The sequence below is a fragment of the Kribbella sp. NPDC050241 genome (assembly GCF_044459685.1).
GTDB lineage: Bacteria > Actinomycetota > Actinomycetes > Propionibacteriales > Kribbellaceae > Kribbella.
Map to the genome: position 1 here is coordinate 565,794 of NZ_JBITJE010000001.1, position 20,873 is coordinate 586,666.

Annotated in this window: 24 protein-coding genes; 18 read left to right on the forward strand and 6 right to left on the reverse strand. The window is 69.5% G+C overall.

The window, feature by feature from the left end:
• Positions 1–90 precede the first annotated feature (90 nt).
• From ACIBG5_RS02545 to ACIBG5_RS02595, 11 genes are all read left to right on the forward strand, one after another.
• A complete protein-coding gene (locus tag ACIBG5_RS02545; protein ID WP_360455119.1) occupies positions 91–255 on the forward strand; it encodes a CopG family transcriptional regulator in 165 nt (54 codons plus the stop codon).
• Positions 252–899 (forward strand): VOC family protein, encoded by a 648-nt coding sequence (locus ACIBG5_RS02550; protein ID WP_396389666.1) that lies wholly within the window; start codon positions 252–254, stop codon positions 897–899. The genes ACIBG5_RS02545 and ACIBG5_RS02550 overlap by 4 nt, the downstream gene beginning before the upstream one ends.
• Entirely contained in the window at positions 896–1,378 is a 483-nt protein-coding gene (locus ACIBG5_RS02555) for a GNAT family N-acetyltransferase (RefSeq protein WP_396389667.1), read from the forward strand. The genes ACIBG5_RS02550 and ACIBG5_RS02555 overlap by 4 nt, the downstream gene beginning before the upstream one ends.
• Positions 1,379–1,396: 18 nt before the next feature.
• Positions 1,397–2,653, forward strand: coding sequence for an MFS transporter (locus ACIBG5_RS02560; protein ID WP_396389669.1), 1,257 nt, complete (start codon positions 1,397–1,399; stop codon positions 2,651–2,653).
• A 69-nt stretch (positions 2,654–2,722) separates the two neighbouring features.
• Positions 2,723–3,547, forward strand: a complete 825-nt coding sequence (locus ACIBG5_RS02565; RefSeq protein ID WP_396389670.1) for a GNAT family N-acetyltransferase — start codon at positions 2,723–2,725, stop codon at positions 3,545–3,547.
• A gap of 90 nt (positions 3,548–3,637) precedes the next feature.
• Positions 3,638–4,948, forward strand: coding sequence for a M14 family zinc carboxypeptidase (locus ACIBG5_RS02570; RefSeq protein ID WP_396389671.1), 1,311 nt, complete (start codon positions 3,638–3,640; stop codon positions 4,946–4,948).
• 10 nt (positions 4,949–4,958) lie between these two features.
• Entirely contained in the window at positions 4,959–5,330 is a 372-nt protein-coding gene (locus ACIBG5_RS02575) for a DoxX family protein (RefSeq protein ID WP_396389672.1), read from the forward strand.
• 110 nt (positions 5,331–5,440) lie between these two features.
• Positions 5,441–5,794 carry a YciI family protein gene (locus ACIBG5_RS02580; RefSeq protein WP_396389673.1) on the forward strand — a complete coding sequence of 118 codons (354 nt, stop codon included), beginning with the start codon at positions 5,441–5,443 and terminating at the stop codon, positions 5,792–5,794.
• Between the two features lie 147 nt (positions 5,795–5,941).
• A complete protein-coding gene (locus tag ACIBG5_RS02585) occupies positions 5,942–7,705 on the forward strand; it encodes a proline--tRNA ligase (protein WP_396389674.1) in 1,764 nt (587 codons plus the stop codon).
• 55 nt (positions 7,706–7,760) lie between these two features.
• On the forward strand, positions 7,761–8,180 hold the full coding sequence (locus ACIBG5_RS02590; RefSeq protein ID WP_396389675.1) for an HIT family protein: 420 nt from the start codon (positions 7,761–7,763) through the stop codon (positions 8,178–8,180).
• Between the two features lie 106 nt (positions 8,181–8,286).
• On the forward strand, positions 8,287–9,660 hold the full coding sequence (locus tag ACIBG5_RS02595; protein ID WP_396389676.1) for an FAD-binding oxidoreductase: 1,374 nt from the start codon (positions 8,287–8,289) through the stop codon (positions 9,658–9,660).
• On the opposite strand, the gene ACIBG5_RS02600 is transcribed toward ACIBG5_RS02595, so the two are convergent.
• The 3 genes from ACIBG5_RS02600 to ACIBG5_RS02610 are packed head-to-tail and all read right to left on the reverse strand — an operon-like array spanning position 9,650 to position 12,100.
• Positions 9,650–10,888, reverse strand: coding sequence for an RNA polymerase sigma factor (locus tag ACIBG5_RS02600; RefSeq protein WP_396389677.1), 1,239 nt, complete (start codon positions 10,886–10,888; stop codon positions 9,650–9,652). The two genes, ACIBG5_RS02595 and ACIBG5_RS02600, sit on opposite strands and share 11 nt — an antisense overlap.
• Positions 10,885–11,277 carry a YciI family protein gene (locus tag ACIBG5_RS02605; RefSeq protein WP_396389678.1) on the reverse strand — a complete coding sequence of 131 codons (393 nt, stop codon included), beginning with the start codon at positions 11,275–11,277 and terminating at the stop codon, positions 10,885–10,887. The genes ACIBG5_RS02600 and ACIBG5_RS02605 overlap by 4 nt, the downstream gene beginning before the upstream one ends.
• Positions 11,278–11,302: 25 nt before the next feature.
• On the reverse strand, positions 11,303–12,100 hold the full coding sequence (locus tag ACIBG5_RS02610) for a GNAT family N-acetyltransferase (RefSeq protein WP_396389679.1): 798 nt from the start codon (positions 12,098–12,100) through the stop codon (positions 11,303–11,305).
• A gap of 118 nt (positions 12,101–12,218) precedes the next feature.
• Here ACIBG5_RS02610 and ACIBG5_RS02615 point away from each other — a divergent pair, with 118 nt between their 5' ends.
• Positions 12,219–12,995, forward strand: a complete 777-nt coding sequence (locus ACIBG5_RS02615; protein WP_396389680.1) for a sulfite exporter TauE/SafE family protein — start codon at positions 12,219–12,221, stop codon at positions 12,993–12,995.
• A gap of 8 nt (positions 12,996–13,003) precedes the next feature.
• Here the strand turns inward: ACIBG5_RS02615 and ACIBG5_RS02620 are convergent, their stop codons facing one another.
• On the reverse strand, positions 13,004–13,492 hold the full coding sequence (locus ACIBG5_RS02620; protein WP_396389681.1) for a GAF domain-containing protein: 489 nt from the start codon (positions 13,490–13,492) through the stop codon (positions 13,004–13,006).
• 65 nt (positions 13,493–13,557) lie between these two features.
• Here ACIBG5_RS02620 and ACIBG5_RS02625 point away from each other — a divergent pair, with 65 nt between their 5' ends.
• A complete protein-coding gene (locus ACIBG5_RS02625) occupies positions 13,558–14,319 on the forward strand; it encodes a class I SAM-dependent methyltransferase (protein ID WP_396389682.1) in 762 nt (253 codons plus the stop codon).
• Between the two features lie 4 nt (positions 14,320–14,323).
• On the opposite strand, the gene ACIBG5_RS02630 is transcribed toward ACIBG5_RS02625, so the two are convergent.
• Complete coding sequence (locus ACIBG5_RS02630; protein WP_396389683.1) at positions 14,324–15,229, reverse strand: MerR family transcriptional regulator; 906 nt, start codon at positions 15,227–15,229, stop codon at positions 14,324–14,326.
• 101 nt (positions 15,230–15,330) lie between these two features.
• On the opposite strand from ACIBG5_RS02630, the gene ACIBG5_RS02635 reads away from it, so the two are divergent.
• The 5 genes from ACIBG5_RS02635 to ACIBG5_RS02655 are packed head-to-tail and all read left to right on the forward strand — an operon-like array spanning position 15,331 to position 19,697.
• Positions 15,331–15,702 (forward strand): hypothetical protein, encoded by a 372-nt coding sequence (locus ACIBG5_RS02635; RefSeq protein WP_396389684.1) that lies wholly within the window; start codon positions 15,331–15,333, stop codon positions 15,700–15,702.
• The gene (locus ACIBG5_RS02640; RefSeq protein ID WP_396389685.1) at positions 15,699–16,961 is read left to right on the forward strand and encodes an NAD(P)/FAD-dependent oxidoreductase; all 1,263 of its coding nucleotides are present in this window, start codon (positions 15,699–15,701) and stop codon (positions 16,959–16,961) included. Before ACIBG5_RS02635 ends, ACIBG5_RS02640 begins: the two co-directional genes overlap by 4 nt.
• Entirely contained in the window at positions 16,958–17,710 is a 753-nt protein-coding gene (locus ACIBG5_RS02645) for a DUF1365 domain-containing protein (RefSeq protein WP_396389686.1), read from the forward strand. Before ACIBG5_RS02640 ends, ACIBG5_RS02645 begins: the two co-directional genes overlap by 4 nt.
• On the forward strand, positions 17,707–18,942 hold the full coding sequence (locus ACIBG5_RS02650) for a class I SAM-dependent methyltransferase (protein ID WP_396389687.1): 1,236 nt from the start codon (positions 17,707–17,709) through the stop codon (positions 18,940–18,942). The genes ACIBG5_RS02645 and ACIBG5_RS02650 overlap by 4 nt, the downstream gene beginning before the upstream one ends.
• The gene (locus ACIBG5_RS02655; protein ID WP_396389688.1) at positions 18,939–19,697 is read left to right on the forward strand and encodes an SDR family NAD(P)-dependent oxidoreductase; all 759 of its coding nucleotides are present in this window, start codon (positions 18,939–18,941) and stop codon (positions 19,695–19,697) included. Before ACIBG5_RS02650 ends, ACIBG5_RS02655 begins: the two co-directional genes overlap by 4 nt.
• Here the strand turns inward: ACIBG5_RS02655 and ACIBG5_RS02660 are convergent.
• Entirely contained in the window at positions 19,675–20,790 is a 1,116-nt protein-coding gene (locus tag ACIBG5_RS02660; protein ID WP_396389689.1) for a cytochrome P450, read from the reverse strand. The genes ACIBG5_RS02655 and ACIBG5_RS02660 overlap by 23 nt on opposite strands.
• Positions 20,791–20,873: the final 83 nt, after the last annotated feature.

Consider the following 20,873-nt stretch of genomic DNA (forward strand, 5'->3'; position numbering starts at 1 on the left):
CCCAGCCAGCCACCTGTGCACCACCTGCCGGCTTTCATCGTCGGACTCCTCTGTTGACTGGTAGCGGTCTAGGATGCTAGCAATATAGCCATGAGTGATGACGGCGGCAAGAAGGTGCAGTTCAACGTGTACCTGCCGCCCGAGTTGGTCCGCCGGGTGAAGCACAAGGCGATCGACGAGGCGGCAAGCCTGTCCGCGCTGGTGGAGCAGGCACTGACGGAGTACCTGGACAAGCATGGGGAGGCGCGGGGATGACTGGCGTGGTGATCCGGCCGCTGCGGTTCACGAACGACGTGGACGCGATGCGGGCGTTTCTGGAGACTGTCGGACTGACGGCCCGGATCGAGTCCGAGCGGGGAGGGTGGGCGGTCATGCTCGCGGGGCACGGGATGATCGCGCTGCACGACGCCGCTACCAGTTCGACCGGTGGCCGGCCGGGGCAGACGGACCTCGTCTTCGAGGCCGAGGACGTCGACGCGCTGAAGGCGACGCTGGACAGTACCGGGTACGCCGACGTGTCGATCTGGGACGAGGCGTACGGGCGGGTGCTGTCGGCGATCGCCCCGAACGGGACGAAGTTGTGGGTCGACGAGCGCAGCGAGGACCTGTACGGCTACCGGCTCAACGAGACGCCGCCGGACGAGCGCTGGAGCGTGACGCCGTACCTGGCCGGCAGGGACCAGGCGGCCTGGACGCAGATCCTGGATCTCCTCGGGGCGCGACAGCACGTGTACTTCGGTCCAGGGGAGAAGGAGGGCGTGCGGATGGATCTGTCGACGAGCGAGGACCTGGCCGCGGTCCTGCAGCGACTGACGGACGCCGGCTATCGGGCGACCCGGGCCGGCGACACGCTCGAGGTCGTGGATCCGGACGGGCAGCCGATGGTGGTGCACGGATGATCACGGTCCGCCGGGCCGAGGTCGGTGACGTCGAGGCGATCCGGCGGATCGGGCTGACGACCTGGCCGGTCGCGTACGGCGGTCTGGTGTCGGACGAGTTCATCACCGACGGACTCGCGCAGTGGTGGTCGCCGGAGGCGGTCGAGCGCGGCATCCGCAACGGCATCACCCTGGTCGCGGCCGAAGGCGAGCAGTTGGTCGGGATCGTCGGCCTCGGCCGTGAGGGCGACTTCTGGGTGATGTGGAAGCTCTACGTCCTGCCGGACCACCAGCGCAACGGCGTCGGCAAGGCGCTCCTCGACGCGGCGGTCAGGGCCTTGCCGGACGGTACGACGGAACTCCTGCTGGACGTCCTGGTCGGCAACGAGCAGGCGATCGGCTTCTACCGGGCCAACGGGTTCGGCGAGGCACAGAAGACCCCGGACCGCGATCTCGGCGTCGAACTGATGTGGATGAGCCTTGACCTCCAGACGGCTTGAAGTTGCAGAGTGCCCCGCATGACGACGACGATGCCCGACCGGCTCCGGGACGATCCGGACTTCCGGCGGTACTGGCTCGCCCGTGCCCTGTCCGTCACGGGGTCGATGGTCACCGCGATCGCGTTGCCGGTACTGGTCTACCGGTTGACCGGTTCGACCGTCCTCACCGCACTCGTGTCCGCGCTCGAAGCAGCGCCGTACCTGCTGACGGGTCTGTTCGCCGGTGCGCTCGCCGACCGGTGGAACCGGCGCCGGGTGATGGTGAACTCCGACCTGGTGAACGCGGTGCTGGTCGGCTCGGTTCCGGTCGCGCATCTGCTCGACATGCTGACCGTGGCGCACGTGCTGGTGGTCGCGTTCCTGGTGCAGAGCGTCTACACGTTCTTCGACGGCGCGAACTTCGGTGCCCTGCCGGTGCTGGTCGGCCGGGCCCGGGTAGCGCAGGCGAACTCGGTGGTCTGGACGGCGTCCAGCCTGATCGAGTTGTTCGTCCCACCGCTGGCCGGCCTCTCGCTGGCGGTGCTGAATCCGGCGAGCCTGCTCACCCTCGACGCACTGAGCTTCGTCGGGTCGGCTCTCGCGGTCCGCGGGATCATGCGGGCGATGTCCGAGCAGCGGGACGGACGGCAGCCGCTGCGGACGCGGGTGGTCCTCGCCGACATCGCCGAAGGGTTGCGCTACCTGGTCGGGCACGCCGGAGTGCGGACGATGACGATCGTCGGCAGTCTGCAGTCCTTCGCCGGCGGCGGGTTCATGGCACTGATGGTGGTGTGGTGCGACCGAGTTCTGCACGTCGGTACGTCGGGACTCCGCTTCGGACTCGTGTGGGGGACGTGGGGGATCGGCGGACTGATCGCAGCCGTCGGACTGCCTCGGCTGCTGAAGCGGATGTCGCCGGCCGCGATCACGCTCTACGCACTGCCGGTCTCGGCGATCCTCGGGATCATCACGCCGCTGGCACCGGGCTGGGAGTCGGCCGCGATCGCGCTGCTCGTGTGGGGATCGGCGTACGTGCTGGTCATCGTGAACACCATCTCCTACCGTCAGCAGGTGACGCCGGAGCACTTGCTCGGCCGGGTGAACACGGCCGCCCGGATGCTGTCATGGGGTGTGGGCTGGACGTTCGGATCTGTGGTCGGCGGAGTGCTCGGCAACCACTACGGCATCCGGACCGGCATGGTGGTGATGGGATGCTTCCTCTTCGTCGCGGTGGCCGTGGCCTGGACGTCGCCATTGCGCCGGATCGCGGCCGGGCACGAAGCGGTGGTGGCCTGAACCGGTCCAGCCCGGCCCGCCGACGCCCCGTTGCATGCTGATCCGGGGATCATCCGCTAGGTTCTGCGCGTGGGCGTACGGGTTCTCGGTCCTCGTGACCTCGCGGCGGCGCGCGCCGTGATCGCCCGCGACCCGGTGGTCAACGTGTTCGTCGACAGCCTGGTGCAGGCGTCCGGACTCGATCCGCGGCGGGGTGCCGAGGTCTGGGGGTACGTCGAGAAGGGCGGCCTCGAGGCACTGTGCCATGCGGGCGGCAACATGGTGCCGGTGGGCGCGGACGACGCGGCCCTGCGCGCGTTCGCGGCGTACGCGTTGCGTCGCGGCCGGAACTGCTTCCAGATCCTCGGACCGGCCCGCGCGGTCGAGCAGCTGTGGACAGCGCTCGAGCCGCACTGGGGACCAGCCCGCGAGGTGCGCGAAAACCAGCCGTTCATGGTCATCGAGGATCCGCCGCTGATCGCGCCGGATCCGCTGGTCCGCGCGGTCGAACCGGTCGAACTGCCGATCCTCTACCCGGCCTGCGTGGCCATGTACACCGAGGAGGTCGGCGTACCACCGCAGACCGGGCCGGACGGGACGTTCTACCGGTCCCGGGTGGCTGAGCTGATCCGGGCCGGGCGTGCGTTCGCGCGGATCGAGGACGGCCGGGTCGTGTTCAAGGCGGAGGTCGGATCGGTCGGGACCGGGGTGTGCCAGATCCAGGGGGTATGGGTCGATCCGGAGTTCCGCGGCCGCGGACTGGCTGCACCGGGGATGGCCGCGGTGGTCGAGCTGGCGCGACAGATCGCGCCGGTGGTGACGCTGTACGTCAACGCGTTCAACGCGCCGGCCCGGGCCGCGTACGAGCGGGTCGGCTTCCGGACGATCGAGACGTTCGCGACGATCTTGTTCTGATACTGCGTGCTCTCCGTGATAGTGCGGTGACCGCGGGTGGGGTTGGCTGAGTCTCTACGCCGCCCCGCCCCGCGGAAGGAATCCCACAACATGCGAAGGCTTGTCGTTGCCCTGTGCAGTTTTGCCCTGATCCTGGTCTCGTTGACCAGCGTCTCTGCCGCCGCTCCACCGGATCTCTCGTACTACTCGATGCGCCTGCCTGCAGGCCTGTCGGTCGCCGACCTGATCAAGGACGGGTACGACGTCACGCGCGGCACCCGGCCGACGGTGGTCGCGACTCCGGCTGAGGCCGAGCACCTGCGCGCACGAGGCGTCGTACTGGGGAAGACCGGGGACGTGTATCACCCGGTACCGCGGTCTGAGCCCGGGGGAGCGACGTACTACGGCGGGTACCACACGGCCGCCGGACACGAGCAGCACAACGCTGCCGTCGCCGCGGCGCACCCGGACCTGGTGAAGCTGTACGACATCGGCGACTCGTGGCTGAAGACGCAGGGACAGGGCGGGCACGACATCCAGGCCCTGTGCATCACGAAGTTGGCCGCAGGCGATTGCGCACTCGACAACACCGGGAAGAAGCCGAAGTTCGTGCTGCACACGCAGATCCACGCGCGCGAACTGGTCACCGGCGAGACCGCGTACCAGTGGATCGACCTCTTGGTCTCGTCGTACGGCAGTGACCCCGAGATCACCGAGTTGATGGACACCCGTGAGCTGTGGGTCGTGCCGATGGCGAATCCGGACGGCGTCGACGTGGTCGCGTCGAACCCGGACCGGCCGGTCCTGCAGCGCAAGAACGCCGACGACAGCGCCGGCGGCTGCCCCGCGTCGGATGCCGGCGTCGACCTGAACCGCAACTCGTCGTTCCAGTGGAACGTCAACGAGGGTGGGCCGTGCGACGAGACGTATCCAGGTGCCGAGGCGCTGTCGGAGCCGGAGACGATGGCGATCCAGGGTCTGCTGGACAAGCTCTTCGCCGACACCAAGGGCGACATCGACGACCCGGCCGCCGCGAGTACGACGGGTGTCTTCCTCACCCTGCACAGTTTCGGCAACGACATCCTGGCGCCGTGGGGCTACACCAACAACGATGCGCCGAACAAGGCGGCTTTGGTTGCTCTGGGCAAGAAGATGGGTGCGCTCACCGGCTATCCGGTGTCGACCGGCGACGGCGGGGTCGGGTACTTCGCGCCGGGGGCGACGGACGACTGGTTGTACGGCACCCGCGGCGTACCGTCGTACACGTTCGAGATCGGGCCGGACGGCGGGTCGTGTGGCGGGTTCCTGCCGGCGTACTCGTGCATGGCGTCGATGTTCTGGCCGACGCTGAAACCCGCGTTGGTGTACGCCGCCCAGGCAGCTGCGACGCCGTACGGCGAGCTGCCGATTACCGTCGGGTAGGCTCCGCGGCATGGCGTCTCGGAGCGGAACCACCACCGGCCTGGCGTTGCTGTTCGGCGTGCTCGGGACGCTGCACTTCGTGAAACCCGAGCCGTTCGAGCAGATCGTGCCCCGGGCGCTGCCGCGGAAGAAAGAACTGGTCTACGCGTCCGGAGCAGCCGAGCTGGCCTGCGCGGCCGGGCTGTTGCACCCGCGGACGCGGCGGGTGGCAGGCCTGGTCAGCGCGGGCCTGCTGGTGGCACTCTTTCCGGCGAACGTGCAGATGGCAGTGGACCTGCAGCGGAAGGGGTCCCTGCCGGCCAAGGCGGTTGGCTGGGCCCGGCTGCCGCTGCAGTTCCCGCTGATCAGATGGGCACTGAAGGCGGCCCGCGAGGACGGCTGAGCCGCGGTCGCGGAGAATTTCTGCCGATAGCCTGTCGGATCGGGACTGGGGCGTTCGTAGCAGGGGTGAGAGGCGGCCGGCGGAAGGCCGCCGGGACAAGGAGTGATGAGATGGCGAAGTACCTGATCTCGTTCGAGCGCGGTGCGATGGACCACATCCCCGACGAGGACTTTCCCCAGGTGGGCAAGGACTCTCACGCGGTGATCCAGGAGATCAGGGACGCCGGCGTGTTCGTCTTCGGCGGCGGGCTGAGCTACGACGACGGCGACGTGGAGCACGCCGTGGTGGCCGTCGACGGGATGGTCACCGACGGCCCGTACCCGGAGAGCAAGGAGCTCATCGGCGGCGTCACCATCGTCGATGTACCCACCCGGGAGGAGGCCCTGAAGTGGGCCGCCAAGATCGCGGTCGGCTGCCGCTGTGCGCAGGACGTCCGCAAGTTCATGGACGACCCGGAGATGTGATGCGGCGGCGATCACTCGGGCGCTGAGTGGCCCGGGTGATCGCCGCCGCTCGCCATACCCTGTGGATAACGTGGTGAGAGCACTGTCCCGGGGCGGATATCCTCTGAGACGTCCGTTGTTCCGTTCGTAGTGCTTTTGGAGACTCCCGTGATTCTGCGTATGTCGTCGATGTTCCTCCGCACCCTTCGCGAGGACCCGGCGGACGCGGAGGTCCCGAGCCACAAGCTGCTCGTCCGCGCCGGGTACATCCGGCGGACCGCGCCCGGCATCTACACCTGGTTGCCGCTGGGGCTGCGAGTGCTGCGCAACGTCGAGCGGATCGTGCGCGAGGAGATGGACGCGATCGGCGCCCAGGAGCTGGTGTTCCCCGCGCTGCTGCCCCGCGAGCCCTACGAGGCGACCGGCCGCTGGACCGAGTACGGGCCGAACATCTTCCGGCTGAAGGACCGCAAGGGCGCCGACATGCTGCTCGGGCCGACGCACGAGGAGATGTTCACGCTGGTCGTGAAGGAGCTCTACTCGTCGTACAAGGATCTGCCGCTGTCGATCTACCAGATCCAGAACAAGTACCGCGACGAGGCGCGGCCGCGGGCCGGTGTGCTGCGTGGGCGCGAGTTCGTGATGAAGGACTCCTACTCCTTCGACATCGACGACGACGGTCTCGCGGCGTCGTACGAGCTGCACCGCAAGGCGTACATCAACATCTTCGACCGGCTCGGGTTCGACTACGTGATCGTCAAGGCGATGTCGGGCGCGATGGGCGGGTCGCGGTCGGAGGAGTTCCTCGCGATCGCGGAGAACGGTGAGGACACCTTCGTCCGCTCGCCGGGTGGGTACGCCGCCAACGTCGAGGCGGTCGTGGTCCCGCAGGCCGAGGCCGTGGACGCGTCGGCTGTGCCGGCGGCCGAGGTGGTCGACACTCCGGACACGCCCACCATCGACACGCTCGTCGACGCGATGAACGCGAAGCACGCCCGCGGCGACGGCCGGTCCTGGACCGCCGCGGACACCCTCAAGAACGTGCTCGTCATGCTGGTGCACCCCGACGGGTCCCGTGAGCCGCTGGCCATCGGCGTGCCCGGCGACCGGGCGATCGACGAGAAGCGGCTCGGCGCGCAGCTCGAGCCCGCCGAGGTGGCCGCCTTCGAGGAGTCGGACTTCGAGAAGCACCCCTCGCTGGCCAAGGGCTACATCGGTCCTGGCGTGCTCGGTGCGGAGAACACCTCCGGCATCCGGTACCTGCTCGACCCCCGGATCGCCGAGGGATCGGCGTGGGTGACGGGTGCGGACAAGCCCGGCTTCCACGTGATGGACCTGGTGCACGGCCGCGACTTCACCGCCGACGGCACGATCCAGGCCGCCGAGGTGCGCGACGGTGACCCGGCGCCCGACGGTTCGGGTCCGCTGGAGTCGGCGCGCGGGATCGAGATGGGTCACATCTTCCAGCTCGGCCGCAAGTACGCCGAGGCGCTGGACCTGAAGGTGCTGGACCAGAACGGCAAGCTCGTCACCGTGACGATGGGGTCGTACGGCGTCGGCGTCACCCGCGCGGTGGCCGCGATCGCCGAGGGGAACCACGACGAGCTCGGTCTGGTCTGGCCCCGCGAGATCGCTCCCGCCGACGTCCACCTCGTTGCCACCGGCAAGGATTCCGAGGTGTTCACGAAGGCGGCCGAGATCGCCGCCGAGCTGGAGTCCCGCGGTCTGTCGGTCATGTACGACGACCGCGAGAAGGTGTCGCCGGGTGTGAAGTTCAAGGACGCCGAGCTGATCGGTGTCCCCACCATCGCAGTGGTGGGCAAGGGCCTCGTGGACGGCACCATCGAGGTCAAGGACCGCCGTACGGGCGAGCGCGCCGACATCCCGGTCGCCGAGGTCGTCGACCACCTGGTCGCCACCGTCCGCAGCTGACCGGTCGCCGGCCTCGCTCCCCAGGAGTGAGGCCGGCGTTCTTCCTGGGGGATCCATGGACGAGTCGTGTGTGTTCTGCGGCATCGTGGCCGGCCGACTGGCGGCGCGGTTCGTGTACCAGGACGAGCAGGCCTGCGCCTTCCTGGACATCCGGCCTCTGCGGGCCGGGCACACGCTCGTCGTCCCTCGCCGGCATGTGCCTGACCTGAGCGCCGACGGAGCCCCCGATGCGGTGGCCGCGATCGGCCCGGCTCTGCAAGCAACCACCCGAACTCTCGTGAACCGCCTGAACGCAGATGGGGTGAGCGTCCTCCAGGCCAACGGTGCAGCGGCAGGCCAGGAGGTCTTCCACCTGCACTTCCACCTCGTGCCCCGGCGGCGCGGCGACCGTCCGTTGAACGACTGGACCGCGGACGACGACGCACGGAACCACCTCGGCGAGATCCACCAGCAGCTCGTTGGCTCCAAGGATTGAGAGCCGCCGAAAATTCTTTGCTGATCAATGTCGAGGAACGAAGGTTCGCTCCGATCCCTGGAGGAGACGCCCACGAGGGGCGTCTGTGATCCACGAGGGGCGAACGATGACGAATACTCCTGCGGTTCGGGTGACGCGCGGGATCGACACCCTGCGGGCCGCGGTGACCGGCGAAGTCCTGACCGAAGGCGATACCGGCTACCAGACAGCGGATCGCACACTCACCAGACAAGGGCGGCCGGCGGTCGTCGTTCGGTGCGCCGGCGCCGCCGACGTCGCGGCCGCCCTCGAGTACGCCGAAGCCCACGACCTCGCGGTGTCGGTGCGGAGCGGCGGCCACCACATGGCCGGGTTCGGCACCAACGACGGCGGTGTGGTGATCGATGTCAGGCCATTGGACGAGGTGACGCTCGTGACCGACGGACCCGGCGATCGAGCCACGTTCCGAGTCGGCACCGGCGCGACCTGGGGCACGGTCGCCGCGTACCTCGCGAAGACCGGCCACGCGATCTCGTCCGGCGACACGGCCGGCGTCGGAGTCGGCGGGCTGATGGCCGGTGGCGGCATCGGCTGGATGGTACGCCGGCACGGCCTGGCCATCGACAATGTCCAGGCGGCCGAGGTGGTGACCGCGGACGGTTCGGTCCACCGTGTCGACGCGACCGACGAGCCGGAACTGTTCTGGGGCCTGCGCGGCGCGGCCGGGGGTCTCGGCGTCGTCACGTCGTACGACATCAGCGCCGTACATCAGCCGACGGTGCTCTTCGGCAGTCTGCTGTTTCCGTGGACGCAGGCGGACCAGGTGCTGTCCGGTTGGGCGGAGCACATGGCCGTCGCTCCGGACGAGCTGACGTCCTCGGTCCAGCTGCCGCCGACGATGATCGCGGATCGCCAGGCTCCGGTCGCCATCAAGGTGTGTGTCGCCGGCGATGCGGCCGGGCGAGAGGAGATCCTGGCTCCGTTGCGCAGTCTCGGCACAGTTCTGACGGACACAGTGACGGAGGTGCCGTACGCGCAGGTGCTGGCGGACGAGGCGATGCCGCCGGGCTGGACGCCGCGGAACCGCAACGGGCTGTTCGACGCGTGGTCGCCGGACCTGGGCGAGCGGTTGGCCGACGCCCGTCTGCGGCTGCCGGCGATGGCGCTGGAGATCCGGGCGCTCGGCGGCGCGTTCGGAAGGGTCCCTGGCGACGCCACCGCCTTCGCTCATCGCGATGCGCGGTTCATGGTCAACGCCGTACTGATCGGATCGACTGAGCTGCACGGAGCCCAGATCGAGGGATTCGAAGGGCTCTGGGACGAGCTGTTGCCGGAGGGCGCGTACCTGAACTTCCTGTCCGACCCGACGGCGGCCGACCTCGACCGTTGCTACCCGGGACCGCATCGCGCCCGGCTCGCGGCGCTGAAGCAGGCGGTCGATCCGGCTGATGTCTTCCGGACCGCCCTGACCGTGCCTCCGGCTGGCGCGCTCAGGGGGTGAGGCGGATGATGCGCTCGCGGAGGTAGTTCTGCTCCGCGGTGTTGCGGGTGCGGTCGAGCGCGGCCAGATAGTGCTCACGGGCCAGATCCGACCGCCCGGCGAGTTCCTGGAGATGCGCGAGCACCGACAACCGGCGGTGGTGATCACCGAGGTACCGGTCGCCGGCGAGGCCTTCGACGAGGTCGATCCCTGCCTGCGGACCCTCGGTCATCGCCACCGCGACGGCGGAGCCGAGCGTCACCATCGGGCCTGGATCGACCTCGGCCAGGATCCGGTACAACCCGGCGATCTGCTCCCAGTCGGTGGTCTCGACGGAGTCGGCCTCGCTGTGTACGGCGGCGATCGCCGCCTCGAGCTGGTACGGGCCGACGGGTCCCGAGGTCAGCGCCGCCTCGACGAGTGCGGTGCCCTCGGCGATCTCGTCGGCGTGCCAGCGGGAACGGTCCTGCCGGCCGGCCGGGACGAGGTCACCGCCTGGACCGGTCCTGGCGTCACGCCGTGCGTGCGTGAGGATCATCAACGCCAGCAGGCCAGTCACCTCATCTGCGCCGGGAGTGGCCCGGCGCAGCATGCGAGTGATGCGGAGTGCCTCTGCCGCCAGGTCCAAACGCTGCAGGTCGTCGCCGGCGCTCGCGGTGTGTCCCTCGTTGAAGATCAGATAGAGCACATGCAGTACGGCGCGCAGACGTTCGTCGTACTCCTGCCCACTGGGCAGCTCGAAGCGTGCGCCGGATTCCTTGATCGTTCGCTTGGCCCGGCTGATCCGCTGCGCCACGATCGTCTCGCCGACCAGGAGCGCGGCGGCCACCTCGGCTGTGGTCAGCCCACCGACCGACCGCAGCGTCAGCGCGATCTGCGACGCCGGCGTCAAGGCCGGATGGCAGCACAGGACGAGCAGCCGCAGCGTGTCGTCGGTGTCCGGGACGTGGTCGTCCTCCACCGCCGGGGTCCGGAGGTGGTCGTTGACCTCACGCTGCCGCCGGGCGTTGTCCCGCCGCCAGCCGTCCATCAGGCGGCGGGTCGCGACGCTGACGAGCCATCCCACCGGTTTCTCCGGTACGCCGTTCGCCCGCCACTGGACGAACGCCTCCAGCAGCGCCTCCTGTACGGCGTCCTCGCACTGGTCGAACGTCCCGTAGCGCCGGAGCAGCGCGGCCAGTGCCTTCGGTGCGCCGGCGCGGATCGCGGATTCGAGGTCTGCGTCGGGGGTGCCGTGCGTGGAGCTCACCGCTCCCGGGACAGCTCGGCGAGAGCCTGGTCGTCGAGCTCCCGCACCGGCCGCACCTCGATCGGCAGCAGGGCCGCGAACGGAATGCCGGCCGCGATCTCCAGCGCCCGGTCCATCGAGGCGCACTCGACCATGAGCGCTCCGGCGAGGAACTCCTTGGTCTCCAGGAACGGCCGGTCCGAGATCACCGGCGTCCCCGCCGTCACCTTGACGGACTTGGTCTCCGACGGCGGTGCGAGGGCGAGGATCGTCAGCAGTTCCCCGTTCTCCCGCAGTGCACGCACCTGGTCGAGGAGGACGTCACGACCACCGATCAGGTCGAGCCTCTTCTCGGGGCTCAGCCCGTCCAGTGCTTCGGGGTTGTTGTGGATCAGCAGCAAGAACTTCACGGCGCCATTGTCCCGCGCCGACCGGTCACGGCCGGACCCAGACCGTCCAGCGTTCGAGGCGGAGGTAGCCCAGGCGTTGGTAGACGGGCTGACCGTTGTCGGAGGCGATCAGTACGGCGGGCTGGTCGTGGTGCTTGGTCGCGGCCCACGTGATGGCCGCACCGGCGCCGCGACCGCGGGCCGCGGGCATCACCGCGACGTTCTCCACGATGGTGACTCCGGCCGCGCTGTGTGCCGTCGATGTCGCGAGTGGTACGTCGCCGTCGTACCCGACCCAGACCGTGGATCCCTCGAGGAACGATGCGTCGTACATGCAGCCGGACCGGAACGGTTGCAGCTCGGGGAGGGGGTAGCCCTCGATCAGCACGCGTTCGGCTTCTGCGAGTCCTGCGGCGTCGGTGACCTGGCGGATGTCGATGTCCGTGGCCGGCGGGACGATCTCGGTCGTCGGGAGATGGACCATGAGGGGCGGATGGCCCGCGAGGGCGAGGCCGTGCTCGCGCAGGTCGCGGGTCGGCCAGGGGCTGACGAACAGGTACGGCACGTTGTTCGGCAGCTGCCGGGCCGCCTCGAGGATCACCTCGGCCGGATCGACCGGCTGCTTCTGGATGACCCAGTTCGTCATCGGGCCGCTGTCTCCGAGGATGCTGCCGGCCCAGCTGTCACCGTCGTACCAGGGCTTGCCTGCTCGCCGAGCGGCGTCGGTCGCCCACGAAGCGTGCGCGAGCACGGCCTGCCGGACGAGCGAGTCCGCGGGAGCGAGGTCCGGCTCCCAGCCGGTGGCGAGCGCTTCGCCTTCGGGCGGCAGGATCGAGGACGCCATCCGCCTACTCTGGCACCGCCGCAGTGGTTTGTCTCTCATACTCCGCTGTAAGGGTTGAGTGGTACAACGCCCTTACCTGATCATCGGTCCGTGAAGCTCTTCCGCCCGCGGTGGCGCCGTGCCTGACGTCTCGTTGTGGACCCTGGTCTTCCTCGTGGTCGCGGCCTTCTCGGCCGGCTGGATCGACGCCGTGGTCGGGGGCGGCGGACTGCTGCAACTGCCCGCGATGCTGCTCGGCCTGCCGAACGCGTCGCCCGCGCAGATCCTGTCGACCAACAAGATCTCGTCGTTGTGCGGTACGGCGACCAGCGCGGTGACGTTCGGTGTGAAGGTGCGGCCTGATCGCCGGACCGTACTGCCGCTCGCCGTTCTGGCCGGTCTGGGTTCAGCGGCCGGAGCACTGGTCGCGACGAAGATCCCGATGTCGTGGTTCAAGCCGATCGTGCTGGTGCTGCTGATCGGCGTCGCCATCTACACCGCGATGAAGCCGTCACTCGGAGCGCGTACGGCGTTGCGCTTCGACGGCCGCGACCACTACCTCGCCGCGAGCGGCGTCGGCGTACTGATCGGCTTCTACGACGGCGCCGTCGGGCCGGGCACGGGGTCGTTCCTGATCTTCGCGCTGGTCGGCTTCCTCGGCTACAACTTCCTTCAGGCCAGCGCCAAGGCCAAGATCGCGAACGTCGCCACGAACCTCGGCGCGATCATCATCTTCGCGCTGCACGGCGCACCGCTGTGGCAACTCGGCCTGATCATGGGCGCCGCGAACATGCTCGGCGGTCTCCTCGGCGCCCGGACCGCGGTCGCCCGCGGCAGCCGCTTCGTCCGCGTCATCTTCCTGGTCGTCGTCTCAGCCCTCATCCTGCGCCTGGCGTACGACGTCTTCCTCGGCTGACGAGGGCGTCAGTGCTTGCTGAACGTCGGCGCCCACGGAGCGTCGTCCAAGCCGATGCGATGGATCGCCTTCGCGGCGTGGTCGGCCAGGGTCTGCAGGCCGTCGATCTCGTCCGGCGAGGCGTGGTAGCGCCGCGACCAATAGGCACCGATCGCCGCCACCGGCGTCGGGGAACCGACCGGGACCATCACCAGGCTGCGGACGAACGTCGGTGTGTACGCCTCCAGCGGGATCCGTTCGTCGACGGCGATATCGGGGACGATCGCGGTCTCGTCGTGCAGCATCGCCCAGCCGCTGACGCAGGAAGTGATCGGGAAGCGCTGGCCCTTCCACAGCGGCGCGATCGAATCCTCGTCCGCGTAGAAGCAGCGGTCGTGCTCGCGCAGTACGAAGGTCGCTCCCTGGGCACCGCTGCGTCGCCGGGCCTCATGCCGGACCACGTCCCCGACCTCGGCGAGAGTCTCGGCCGCGTCGAGGTCGGCCATCAGGTCCGTCATGGCCTCAGTGTGCGCCGCCGCCGCTGTCCCGCACCAGCGATCCCCGAAAGGCTTAGGGTCGAAACATGGTCGACTACGACGGTCGTTTGAGCAGCGTGTACACCGCCGGACGCGGGATGTCACCAGGGGAGGTGCAGCGGTGGACCGCAGCCATCGCGGCGTACATGCCGGAGGAGCGTCCGCTGACGTTCCTCGACCTGGGCAGCGGGACCGGCCGGCTCACCCCAGGTCTTGCCGAAGTGTTCCAGGGGCCCGTGTACGGCGTGGAGCCGTCGGACCGGATGCGGGAGATCGCCGCAGAGACGGCCGCCCACCCGGCCGTCACCTACCTCAAGGGCGGCGCGGAGGACATTCCGTTGCCTGAGGCATCGGTTGACGGGGTGCTGATGTTCCTGTCCTTCCACCACTTCCGCGACCAGCAGAAGGCGCTCACCGAGGTCCACCGCGTGCTCGAGCCGGGGGGAGTGGCGTTCCTGCGCAGCCAGTTCTCCGACCAGATGCCGGACCTGTTCTGGTACGACTACTTTCCGTCCGCCCGCGAGGTCGACGCCGCGATGTACCGATCCGTCGACGAGTGCAGAACGCTCGCCCACGCGGCCGGCCTTCTCGCCGCCGACGCCCCCGTCTGGGTCAGCACCGAAAACCCGCGGACCTTCCGCGAGGCCGCCGAACGCCTCAGCCACCGCGCCTTCTCGACCTTCGAACACCTCCCCGAGGACGAACTCGACCAGGGCTTCGCCCGCCTCGCCGCCGACGCGGACCAGGACCCCGACCGCGGGCTGCCCGTCCACCCGGCCGCAATGCTCATCCTCAGACGTCCACAATGATCAGTCACAACGGAGCTTGAGATCGCGCCAGGCGCACAGCCTCGGTGACTGGGTCGCCTGCCAGCAGCTGGGCCCCGACCTCGTCGGAGATGGACTGACTCGCTCCGGCGCCGGCCAGCGCGACCGGCGCCGCTGAGGCGAGCTCGCGCAGTTCTGCGACGATCGGTGTCAGGCGTTCCGGGACGGCTGCGGCGAGAACGATCTCGGCTGGCGTGGTGTCCGCTGCGATCCGGAGCAGGTCGGTGATCGGGGTGTTGGCGCCGAGATAGCGGATCCGCCAGCCGTTGCGGGCGAGCACGATCCCGAACACCATCAGCGCCAAGTCGTGGTGCTCGTCCGGCGGGCACGCCAGCACGGCGAGCGGTCCCTGTCCACCGCCCCAGCCCCGGGCCAGCCCGGCGAGCCGGCCGCGGATCACGTGGCTCGCGAAGTGCTCCTGGCCGATCCCGGCCTCGCCCCGGGCGACGCGTTCGCCCAGATCGTGCAGATAGGGAATCACGACGTCGCGGAGCACGGTCTCGACCGTGAATTCGTTCAGCAGTTGGTCCAGCGGTCCGTGGGCGCCGGGCTCGTCCATGGCGTCGAGGGCGGCACCGAACGCTGCCGCGGCGCCGTCCATGGCCGCTGCGTTCGCCGGTACCGCGCGCAGCTCCGGCAGCCCTGTTTCGGGGGGCAGTTCGTCGGCCAGGGCCACGCGGGCCGCCTGTGCCGCGGACAGGCCCTTGGCGAGTTCCGCCTGCATCCGCCGGACCCGGCGCTCGTCGTGCTCGGAGTACAACCGGAAGCCGCCGGCCGACCGCACCGGAGAGAGCAGTCCGTACCGGTTCTCCCACGCGCGCAGCACATGGTCGCTGACGCCGACCCGGCGGCTCAGCTCACCAATCCGGAGCAGCCCCGGTACCGAATCCATGGCAGAGACTCTACAGCTCTTAGACAGACATTGGACAGGCCTGGCTCGATCATCTACGATCCTTAGACATACCTTAGACAAACTCGGACGAAGGGTCGCCGATGAGAGTTCAGCTCCTGCCACGTCTCCTGGGACTGCTCACGCTCGGGTACGGCGCCTACACGGCCGTCCGCCCGGAGTCGCTCGTCCGTGCCGCGGGCCTGGCCGACGAGCAGCCGATCGACCGGTCCGGGCGGGTGCTCGGCACGGTGGTCGGGGTCCGGGACGTCTTGTCGGGCACGGCCATGCTCATCGCACCGGCCGGCCGGCCGCTGCAGGCGGCGGTCATCGCACGGGTGGCGTGCGACCTCACCGACGTCGCTGGTTTCGGTCTCGCCGGATCGCCGCGATCGCGCGCCAAAGTGGTCGGCATCGCCGGGGCATGGGGCCTGTTGTGCGCCGCCGCCTTCCCGGCCTCCCGGGTCCGCCGATGACCCGTACGGTCGCGGTCGTCGGAGCTGGCGTATCCGGCCTGACCGCGGCGTACCTGCTGTCTCGGGCGTACGACGTCACTCTGCTCGAGGCCGAGCCTCGACTCGGCGGCCACGCGAACACCCGAACAGTCAGCGACGCTGCCGGCGTGCCACTGGCGATCGACACCGGCTTCATCGTGCACAACGACCGTACCTACCCCTCGCTGCGCAGACTCTTCGGAGAGCTCGGCATCGCGACCCGCCCGACCGAGATGAGCATGAGCATCAGCGATCGCACCACGGGCATCGAGTACGCCGGTGGTCGTGGCGCCGCCGGGGTCTTCGCCCAGCGCCGCCGGATCGCCGACCCGCGGTTTCTCGGTGTCCTCGGCCAGGTCGGCCGATTCCACCGGAGGGCCGCTGCGTTCCTGGCCGCGACCGGCCCGGCAGACCTGACCAGCTTCGGCGAGTTCCTCGACGCCGAGCGCTTCTCGTCAGAGTTCCGCCGGCTGTACGCCGTACCGCTGGTGTCGTGTGTCTGGTCCACGGGAGCCCTGACCTCACTGCAGTATCCGGCCCGCTACCTGTTCCGCTTTCTCGAGCGGCACGGAATGTTGACGTTCGCGGGCTCGCCGCAGTGGTCGACGGTGGTCGGTGGCTCGCGGACCTATGTGGACGCGATCGCCGACCGGCTCGACCGGATCCGGGTGGGCAGGCCGATCCGGGCGATCACCCGGGGACCCGACGAGGTGCGACTGACGGACGCCGACGGTACGACAAGCTCCTTCGACAGGATCGTCATCGCCACCCACGCGGACACGGCACTGGAGTTGCTGGCCGACGCGGCTCCGGTGGAGAAGGAAGTCCTCTCCGCCTTCACGTACTCACGCAACGTGACGGTCCTCCACACCGACGCCTCGTTGCTTCCGCGGACGGCGCGAGCGCGGGCATCGTGGAACTTCCTGACCCCCGAGGGCGCCGCCGGCGATCGGCCCCCGGTGGTGAGCTACTGGATGAACCGCCTGCAAGGTCTGGACAGCGACACACAGTTCCTGGTCACGCTGAACGCCCGCGAGCAGATCGACCCGGCCGCAGTACTCGCGGTGATGGACTACCGCCATCCGGCCTACGATCCGGCCGCGGTCGCTGCGCAGAGTATGCTCCCTGCCTTGTCCGCCGACCGCACCGCCTTCGCCGGTGCGTACCACGGCTGGGGCTTCCATGAGGATGGTTGCCGCTCGGGGGTCGCGGCCGCTGCCGCGTTCGGGGTCGAGTGGTGACAGCTCTCAGCGATCTGCCGACGTTGCCGGCACTCGTGGTCGGACAGGTCCGGCACGGCCGGCGGATCCCGATCCGGCACGCGTTCCGGCACCGCGCGTACCTGTGGCTCGTGGACCTGGACCACCTGCCGCAGTACCCGCCCTGGCTGCGGCCACTGGCCGGGTTCGATGCTCGCGACCATCTGGGCGGCGGATCGGCCGGGATCAAGTCCGTTGTCCGGCGTTATCTGGGCCATCAGGGCATCGTCCTGGAACCCGGCGATCGCGTGGTGATGCTGGCGAACGCGAGGTTCCTCGGGTACGTCTTCAACCCGCTCACCGTGTTCTGGTGCTTCGCCGCCGACGGCTCGCCGCGGTGTGTGGTGACCGAGGTGCACAACACCTACGGCGAACGACATGCCTATCTGCTCCGACCCGGGGCGGACGGTACGGCCAAGGTCGGCAAGGAGTTCTACGTGTCGCCGTTCAACGACGTCTCCGGTCACTACACGTTCCGGTTCGCGGTGTCGCCGGAGCGCCTGTCGATCTCGATCACCCTGCGTCGCCAGGACCGGCCGGTCTTCGAGGCCGGCTTCGGCGGCCGGATCCGCCCGGCGACGACCGCGGCGGTGGTAAGGGCAGCCCTCCGGCTGCCGGCGATGCCGCAGCGTGTCTCGGTCTTGATCCGCGCGCACGGGATCTGGCTGTGGCTCCGACGGCTGCCGGTCGTGTCCCGGCCCGTCCACCATCCACCGGAGGGATTCCGATGACTTCGATCACCACCTCGCGGGTCCACGATCTGCCAGGCCCGCTACGTCCCCGGGCCTGGCTCACCCGGACTCTGGTCGACCGGATCCTGTCCGGTCTGCCGGTCCGGGCTCTCTACCCCGACGGCACCGTCCGGGGTGCCGGCGGTCCGGACGATCCGGCCCTGCGGATCGTCCGGCCCGCCGCCTTCTTCGACCGTCTCGGGCACAACCCGAAGATCGGTCTGGGCGAGGCCTACATGGCCGGGGACTGGACTGTTGCCGAGGGCACCGATCTCGGTGAGCTGCTGACGCCGTTCGCCGCCCGGGTGACAACCTTGCTGCCCGGCCCGCTGACCAGTCTGCGACGGCTGGTGGACCAGCGGATCCCTGGCCGGCTGCGCAACACCCTGTCCGGCGCACGCAGCAACGTCCAGGCGCACTACGACCTGAGCAACGACCTCTTCGCCGGCTTCCTCGACCCGACCATGAGCTACAGCTGCGCGGTCTTCGGCGGATCATCGCCGTACGACGCACAGAGTCTCGAGGACGCGCAACGGCGCAAGATCGACCGGATCCTCGACCTGGCTGGGGTGACCCAGGGCACCCGGCTGCTCGAGATCGGGACGGGCTGGGGCGCTCTCGCGATCGCCGCCGCTCGCCGCGGCGCACACGTCACCGGTGTGACGCTGTCGGGCGAACAGCTCGCACTCGCCGAACGCCGGGTGGCCGGGGCCGGTCTCGGTGACCGGGTCGAGCTGCGCCTGCAGGACTACCGGGCCCTGCGGGGCAGGTACGACGCGATCGTCAGCGTGGAGATGATCGAGGCGGTAGGTGCGGAGTACTGGCCGACGTACTTCGGCACGCTCGACCGGCTGCTGGCGCCCGGCGGCAGGATCGCGCTGCAGGCGATCCTGATGGACCACGACCGGATGCTGGCGACCCGGAACTCGTTCAGCTGGATCCAGAAGTACATCTTCCCGGGTGGACTGATCCCGTCCCGGCGAGCGATCGAGGAGAGCCTGGCTTCCACCGGGCTGCGGATCGTCGCCGACGACCGGTTCGGCCCGCATTACGCGGAGACGTTGCGGCGCTGGCGGCGACGCTTCGACGAGCAGTGGCCGCGGATCCGGACGCTCGGCTTCGACGAGAACTTCCGCCGGATGTGGGAGTTGTACCTGGCCTACAGCGAGGCCGGCTTCGCGTCCGGCTGCCTCGATGTCGGTCAGTTGCAGCTGGCCCGGGGCGCGCGATGAGCGCCCTCGCCGGCAAGGCCGTCTGGGTGGTCGGCGCATCCAGTGGGATCGGTGCCGCTCTGGCCGCCGAGCTGGCCGACCGGGGCGCCCGGGTGGCGATCTCGGCCAGGCGAGCCGATCGGCTGGAGTCCGTCGCCCGCGGGCGGATGGCCGTCGTACCGCTCGATGTGACCAATCGGGAGGCTGTCGACGAGGCCGCTGGACGGGTCGCCGACGATATCGGTCAGCCGGATCTGGTCGTGTTCAGCGCGGGGACTTGGGAGCAGTTGGATGCCACCGCCTGGGACCGGGATCTCTTCGCCCGCCACATCGAGGTCAACCTGCTCGGCCTGAACAACGTCCTCGGCGCGATCCTGCCACCGATGCTCGAGCGCGGGCGGGGCGCGATCGTCGGGCTGGCGTCGGTGGCCGGCTACCGCGGCCTGGCCGGCGCCGAGGCCTACGGCGCCACGAAGGCCGCTCAGGTCAATCTGCTGGAGGCGTTGCGGATCGCGGTCGCCGGCTCGGGCGTCGACGTCGTCACCGTCTGTCCGGGGTTCGTCCGGACCGAGCTGACCGAGACGAACTCGTTCCCGATGCCTTTCATCATCGACGCCGACGAGGCCGCCCGGTCGATCTGCGACGGGTTGGAGCAGGGCCGCGCGGAGATCGTCTTTCCGCTGCCGATGGCGATCCTGATGAAGATCGCCCGCCTGCTTCCGGTCCGTGTCTGGGCGACCGGGATGAGCCGGTTCACACGTCCCAAAGGACGTTGAGGGCGGACGGCTTGCGGAAGACGAGACCGCGCGGTGGGGGTGAGCCCGGCGCGAGTCGCAGGCCGGGCAGGCGCAGTACGGCGTCGACCGCGGCCAGGGTCTCCAGCCGGGTGAGGTGCATCCCCAGGCAGATGTGCGGGCCGCTGGCGAACGCGAGGTGGCGGCGGGCATTGGGGCGGCGTACGTCGAAGTCGTCGGGGGAGGGGAAGACGGCGGGGTCGCGACCGGCACCGGCCAGGGACACGGTCACGAAGTCGCCGCGGCGGATGGACGCGCCCGCCAGTTCCACATCACGCGTCGCGTAGCGGTCGACGACGGCGGCCGCCGGTTCGAGGCGCAGGGACTCCTCGATGGCGTTGGGCAGCAGGGACGGGTCGGCGAGGATCACCTCGAGCTGGTCCCGGTGGTTGAGCAGGTGCCAGAGCGCGTTGGTGATCATGCCTTCGGTGGTCTCGATCCCGCCGAACATCAGCACCGCGGCGTTCGCGACCACATCGTCGACCCCCAGCCCCGCGTGGGCCGCGGCCGCGATCAGGGAGTCGGTCGACTCGATGCCTGAGGCAACGTGTGCGTGCAGCCGGCCGAACGCCTCGGCACCCTCCGGTGTCACCGGACGTCCGGCCGAGACGCCGGTGACCGAGTCGGAGATCGCGGCGTACCAGTCCAGCACTGTCGAGGCCGAGGCAGGCGGCAGGCCGAGCGAGTAGGCCACGACCGCCACCGACAACGGACCGGCCACGGTACGGCGCAGATCCGAAGACGGCGGCTCAAGAGCACCGACCAACTCGTCCACGGTCTGTTGCACGACTGAGGTGAACCGTCGGCGGGTCTCGGCCAAGCCGAAGGTGGCCTCGAACGGCGTGCGGTGGTTGGCATGCGCGGCGCCGTCCGTAGAGAGCATCGACGGTCCGACGACCTGCGCGGTGGAGAAGCGCGGATCATCGACCGTGAAGGTGTCGGGATCGCGCAGAACGGTCAGTGCGAGCTCGCGGCTCGCGACGACCCAGCTGTCGAGGGCATCGACCCATCCCACCGGCCGCAAGGCCGCGAGCGCCGGATGTGGATCCGTTTCGAGCTCCTCCAGCGTGACCATTCAGCCACCCTAGATCGATGAAACCAGTAGGTAGACTGGTATGGCTGCGACAGATCGGATTTAAACGACTCAGCGGGGCAGCG

Excerpts from the sequence above, each read along its gene's own strand:
- ACIBG5_RS02660 (WP_396389689.1), bottom strand. The coding sequence starts at position 20,790 with ATGGTCACGCTGGAGGAGCTCGAAACGGATCCACATCCGGCGCTCGCG.
- ACIBG5_RS02545 (WP_360455119.1), top strand. The coding sequence starts at position 91 with ATGAGTGATGACGGCGGCAAGAAGGTGCAGTTCAACGTGTACCTGCCG.
- ACIBG5_RS02550 (WP_396389666.1), top strand. The coding sequence starts at position 252 with ATGACTGGCGTGGTGATCCGGCCGCTGCGGTTCACGAACGACGTGGAC.
- ACIBG5_RS02590 (WP_396389675.1), top strand. The coding sequence starts at position 7,761 with ATGGACGAGTCGTGTGTGTTCTGCGGCATCGTGGCCGGCCGACTGGCG.
- ACIBG5_RS02640 (WP_396389685.1), top strand. The coding sequence starts at position 15,699 with ATGACCCGTACGGTCGCGGTCGTCGGAGCTGGCGTATCCGGCCTGACC.
- ACIBG5_RS02560 (WP_396389669.1), top strand. The coding sequence starts at position 1,397 with ATGACGACGACGATGCCCGACCGGCTCCGGGACGATCCGGACTTCCGG.
- ACIBG5_RS02575 (WP_396389672.1), top strand. The coding sequence starts at position 4,959 with ATGGCGTCTCGGAGCGGAACCACCACCGGCCTGGCGTTGCTGTTCGGC.
- ACIBG5_RS02625 (WP_396389682.1), top strand. The coding sequence starts at position 13,558 with ATGGTCGACTACGACGGTCGTTTGAGCAGCGTGTACACCGCCGGACGC.
- ACIBG5_RS02570 (WP_396389671.1), top strand. The coding sequence starts at position 3,638 with ATGCGAAGGCTTGTCGTTGCCCTGTGCAGTTTTGCCCTGATCCTGGTC.
- ACIBG5_RS02610 (WP_396389679.1), bottom strand. The coding sequence starts at position 12,100 with ATGGCGTCCTCGATCCTGCCGCCCGAAGGCGAAGCGCTCGCCACCGGC.
- ACIBG5_RS02595 (WP_396389676.1), top strand. The coding sequence starts at position 8,287 with ATGACGAATACTCCTGCGGTTCGGGTGACGCGCGGGATCGACACCCTG.
- ACIBG5_RS02580 (WP_396389673.1), top strand. The coding sequence starts at position 5,441 with ATGGCGAAGTACCTGATCTCGTTCGAGCGCGGTGCGATGGACCACATC.
- ACIBG5_RS02655 (WP_396389688.1), top strand. The coding sequence starts at position 18,939 with ATGAGCGCCCTCGCCGGCAAGGCCGTCTGGGTGGTCGGCGCATCCAGT.
- ACIBG5_RS02620 (WP_396389681.1), bottom strand. The coding sequence starts at position 13,492 with ATGACGGACCTGATGGCCGACCTCGACGCGGCCGAGACTCTCGCCGAG.
- ACIBG5_RS02650 (WP_396389687.1), top strand. The coding sequence starts at position 17,707 with ATGACTTCGATCACCACCTCGCGGGTCCACGATCTGCCAGGCCCGCTA.
- ACIBG5_RS02630 (WP_396389683.1), bottom strand. The coding sequence starts at position 15,229 with ATGGATTCGGTACCGGGGCTGCTCCGGATTGGTGAGCTGAGCCGCCGG.
- ACIBG5_RS02635 (WP_396389684.1), top strand. The coding sequence starts at position 15,331 with ATGAGAGTTCAGCTCCTGCCACGTCTCCTGGGACTGCTCACGCTCGGG.
- ACIBG5_RS02555 (WP_396389667.1), top strand. The coding sequence starts at position 896 with ATGATCACGGTCCGCCGGGCCGAGGTCGGTGACGTCGAGGCGATCCGG.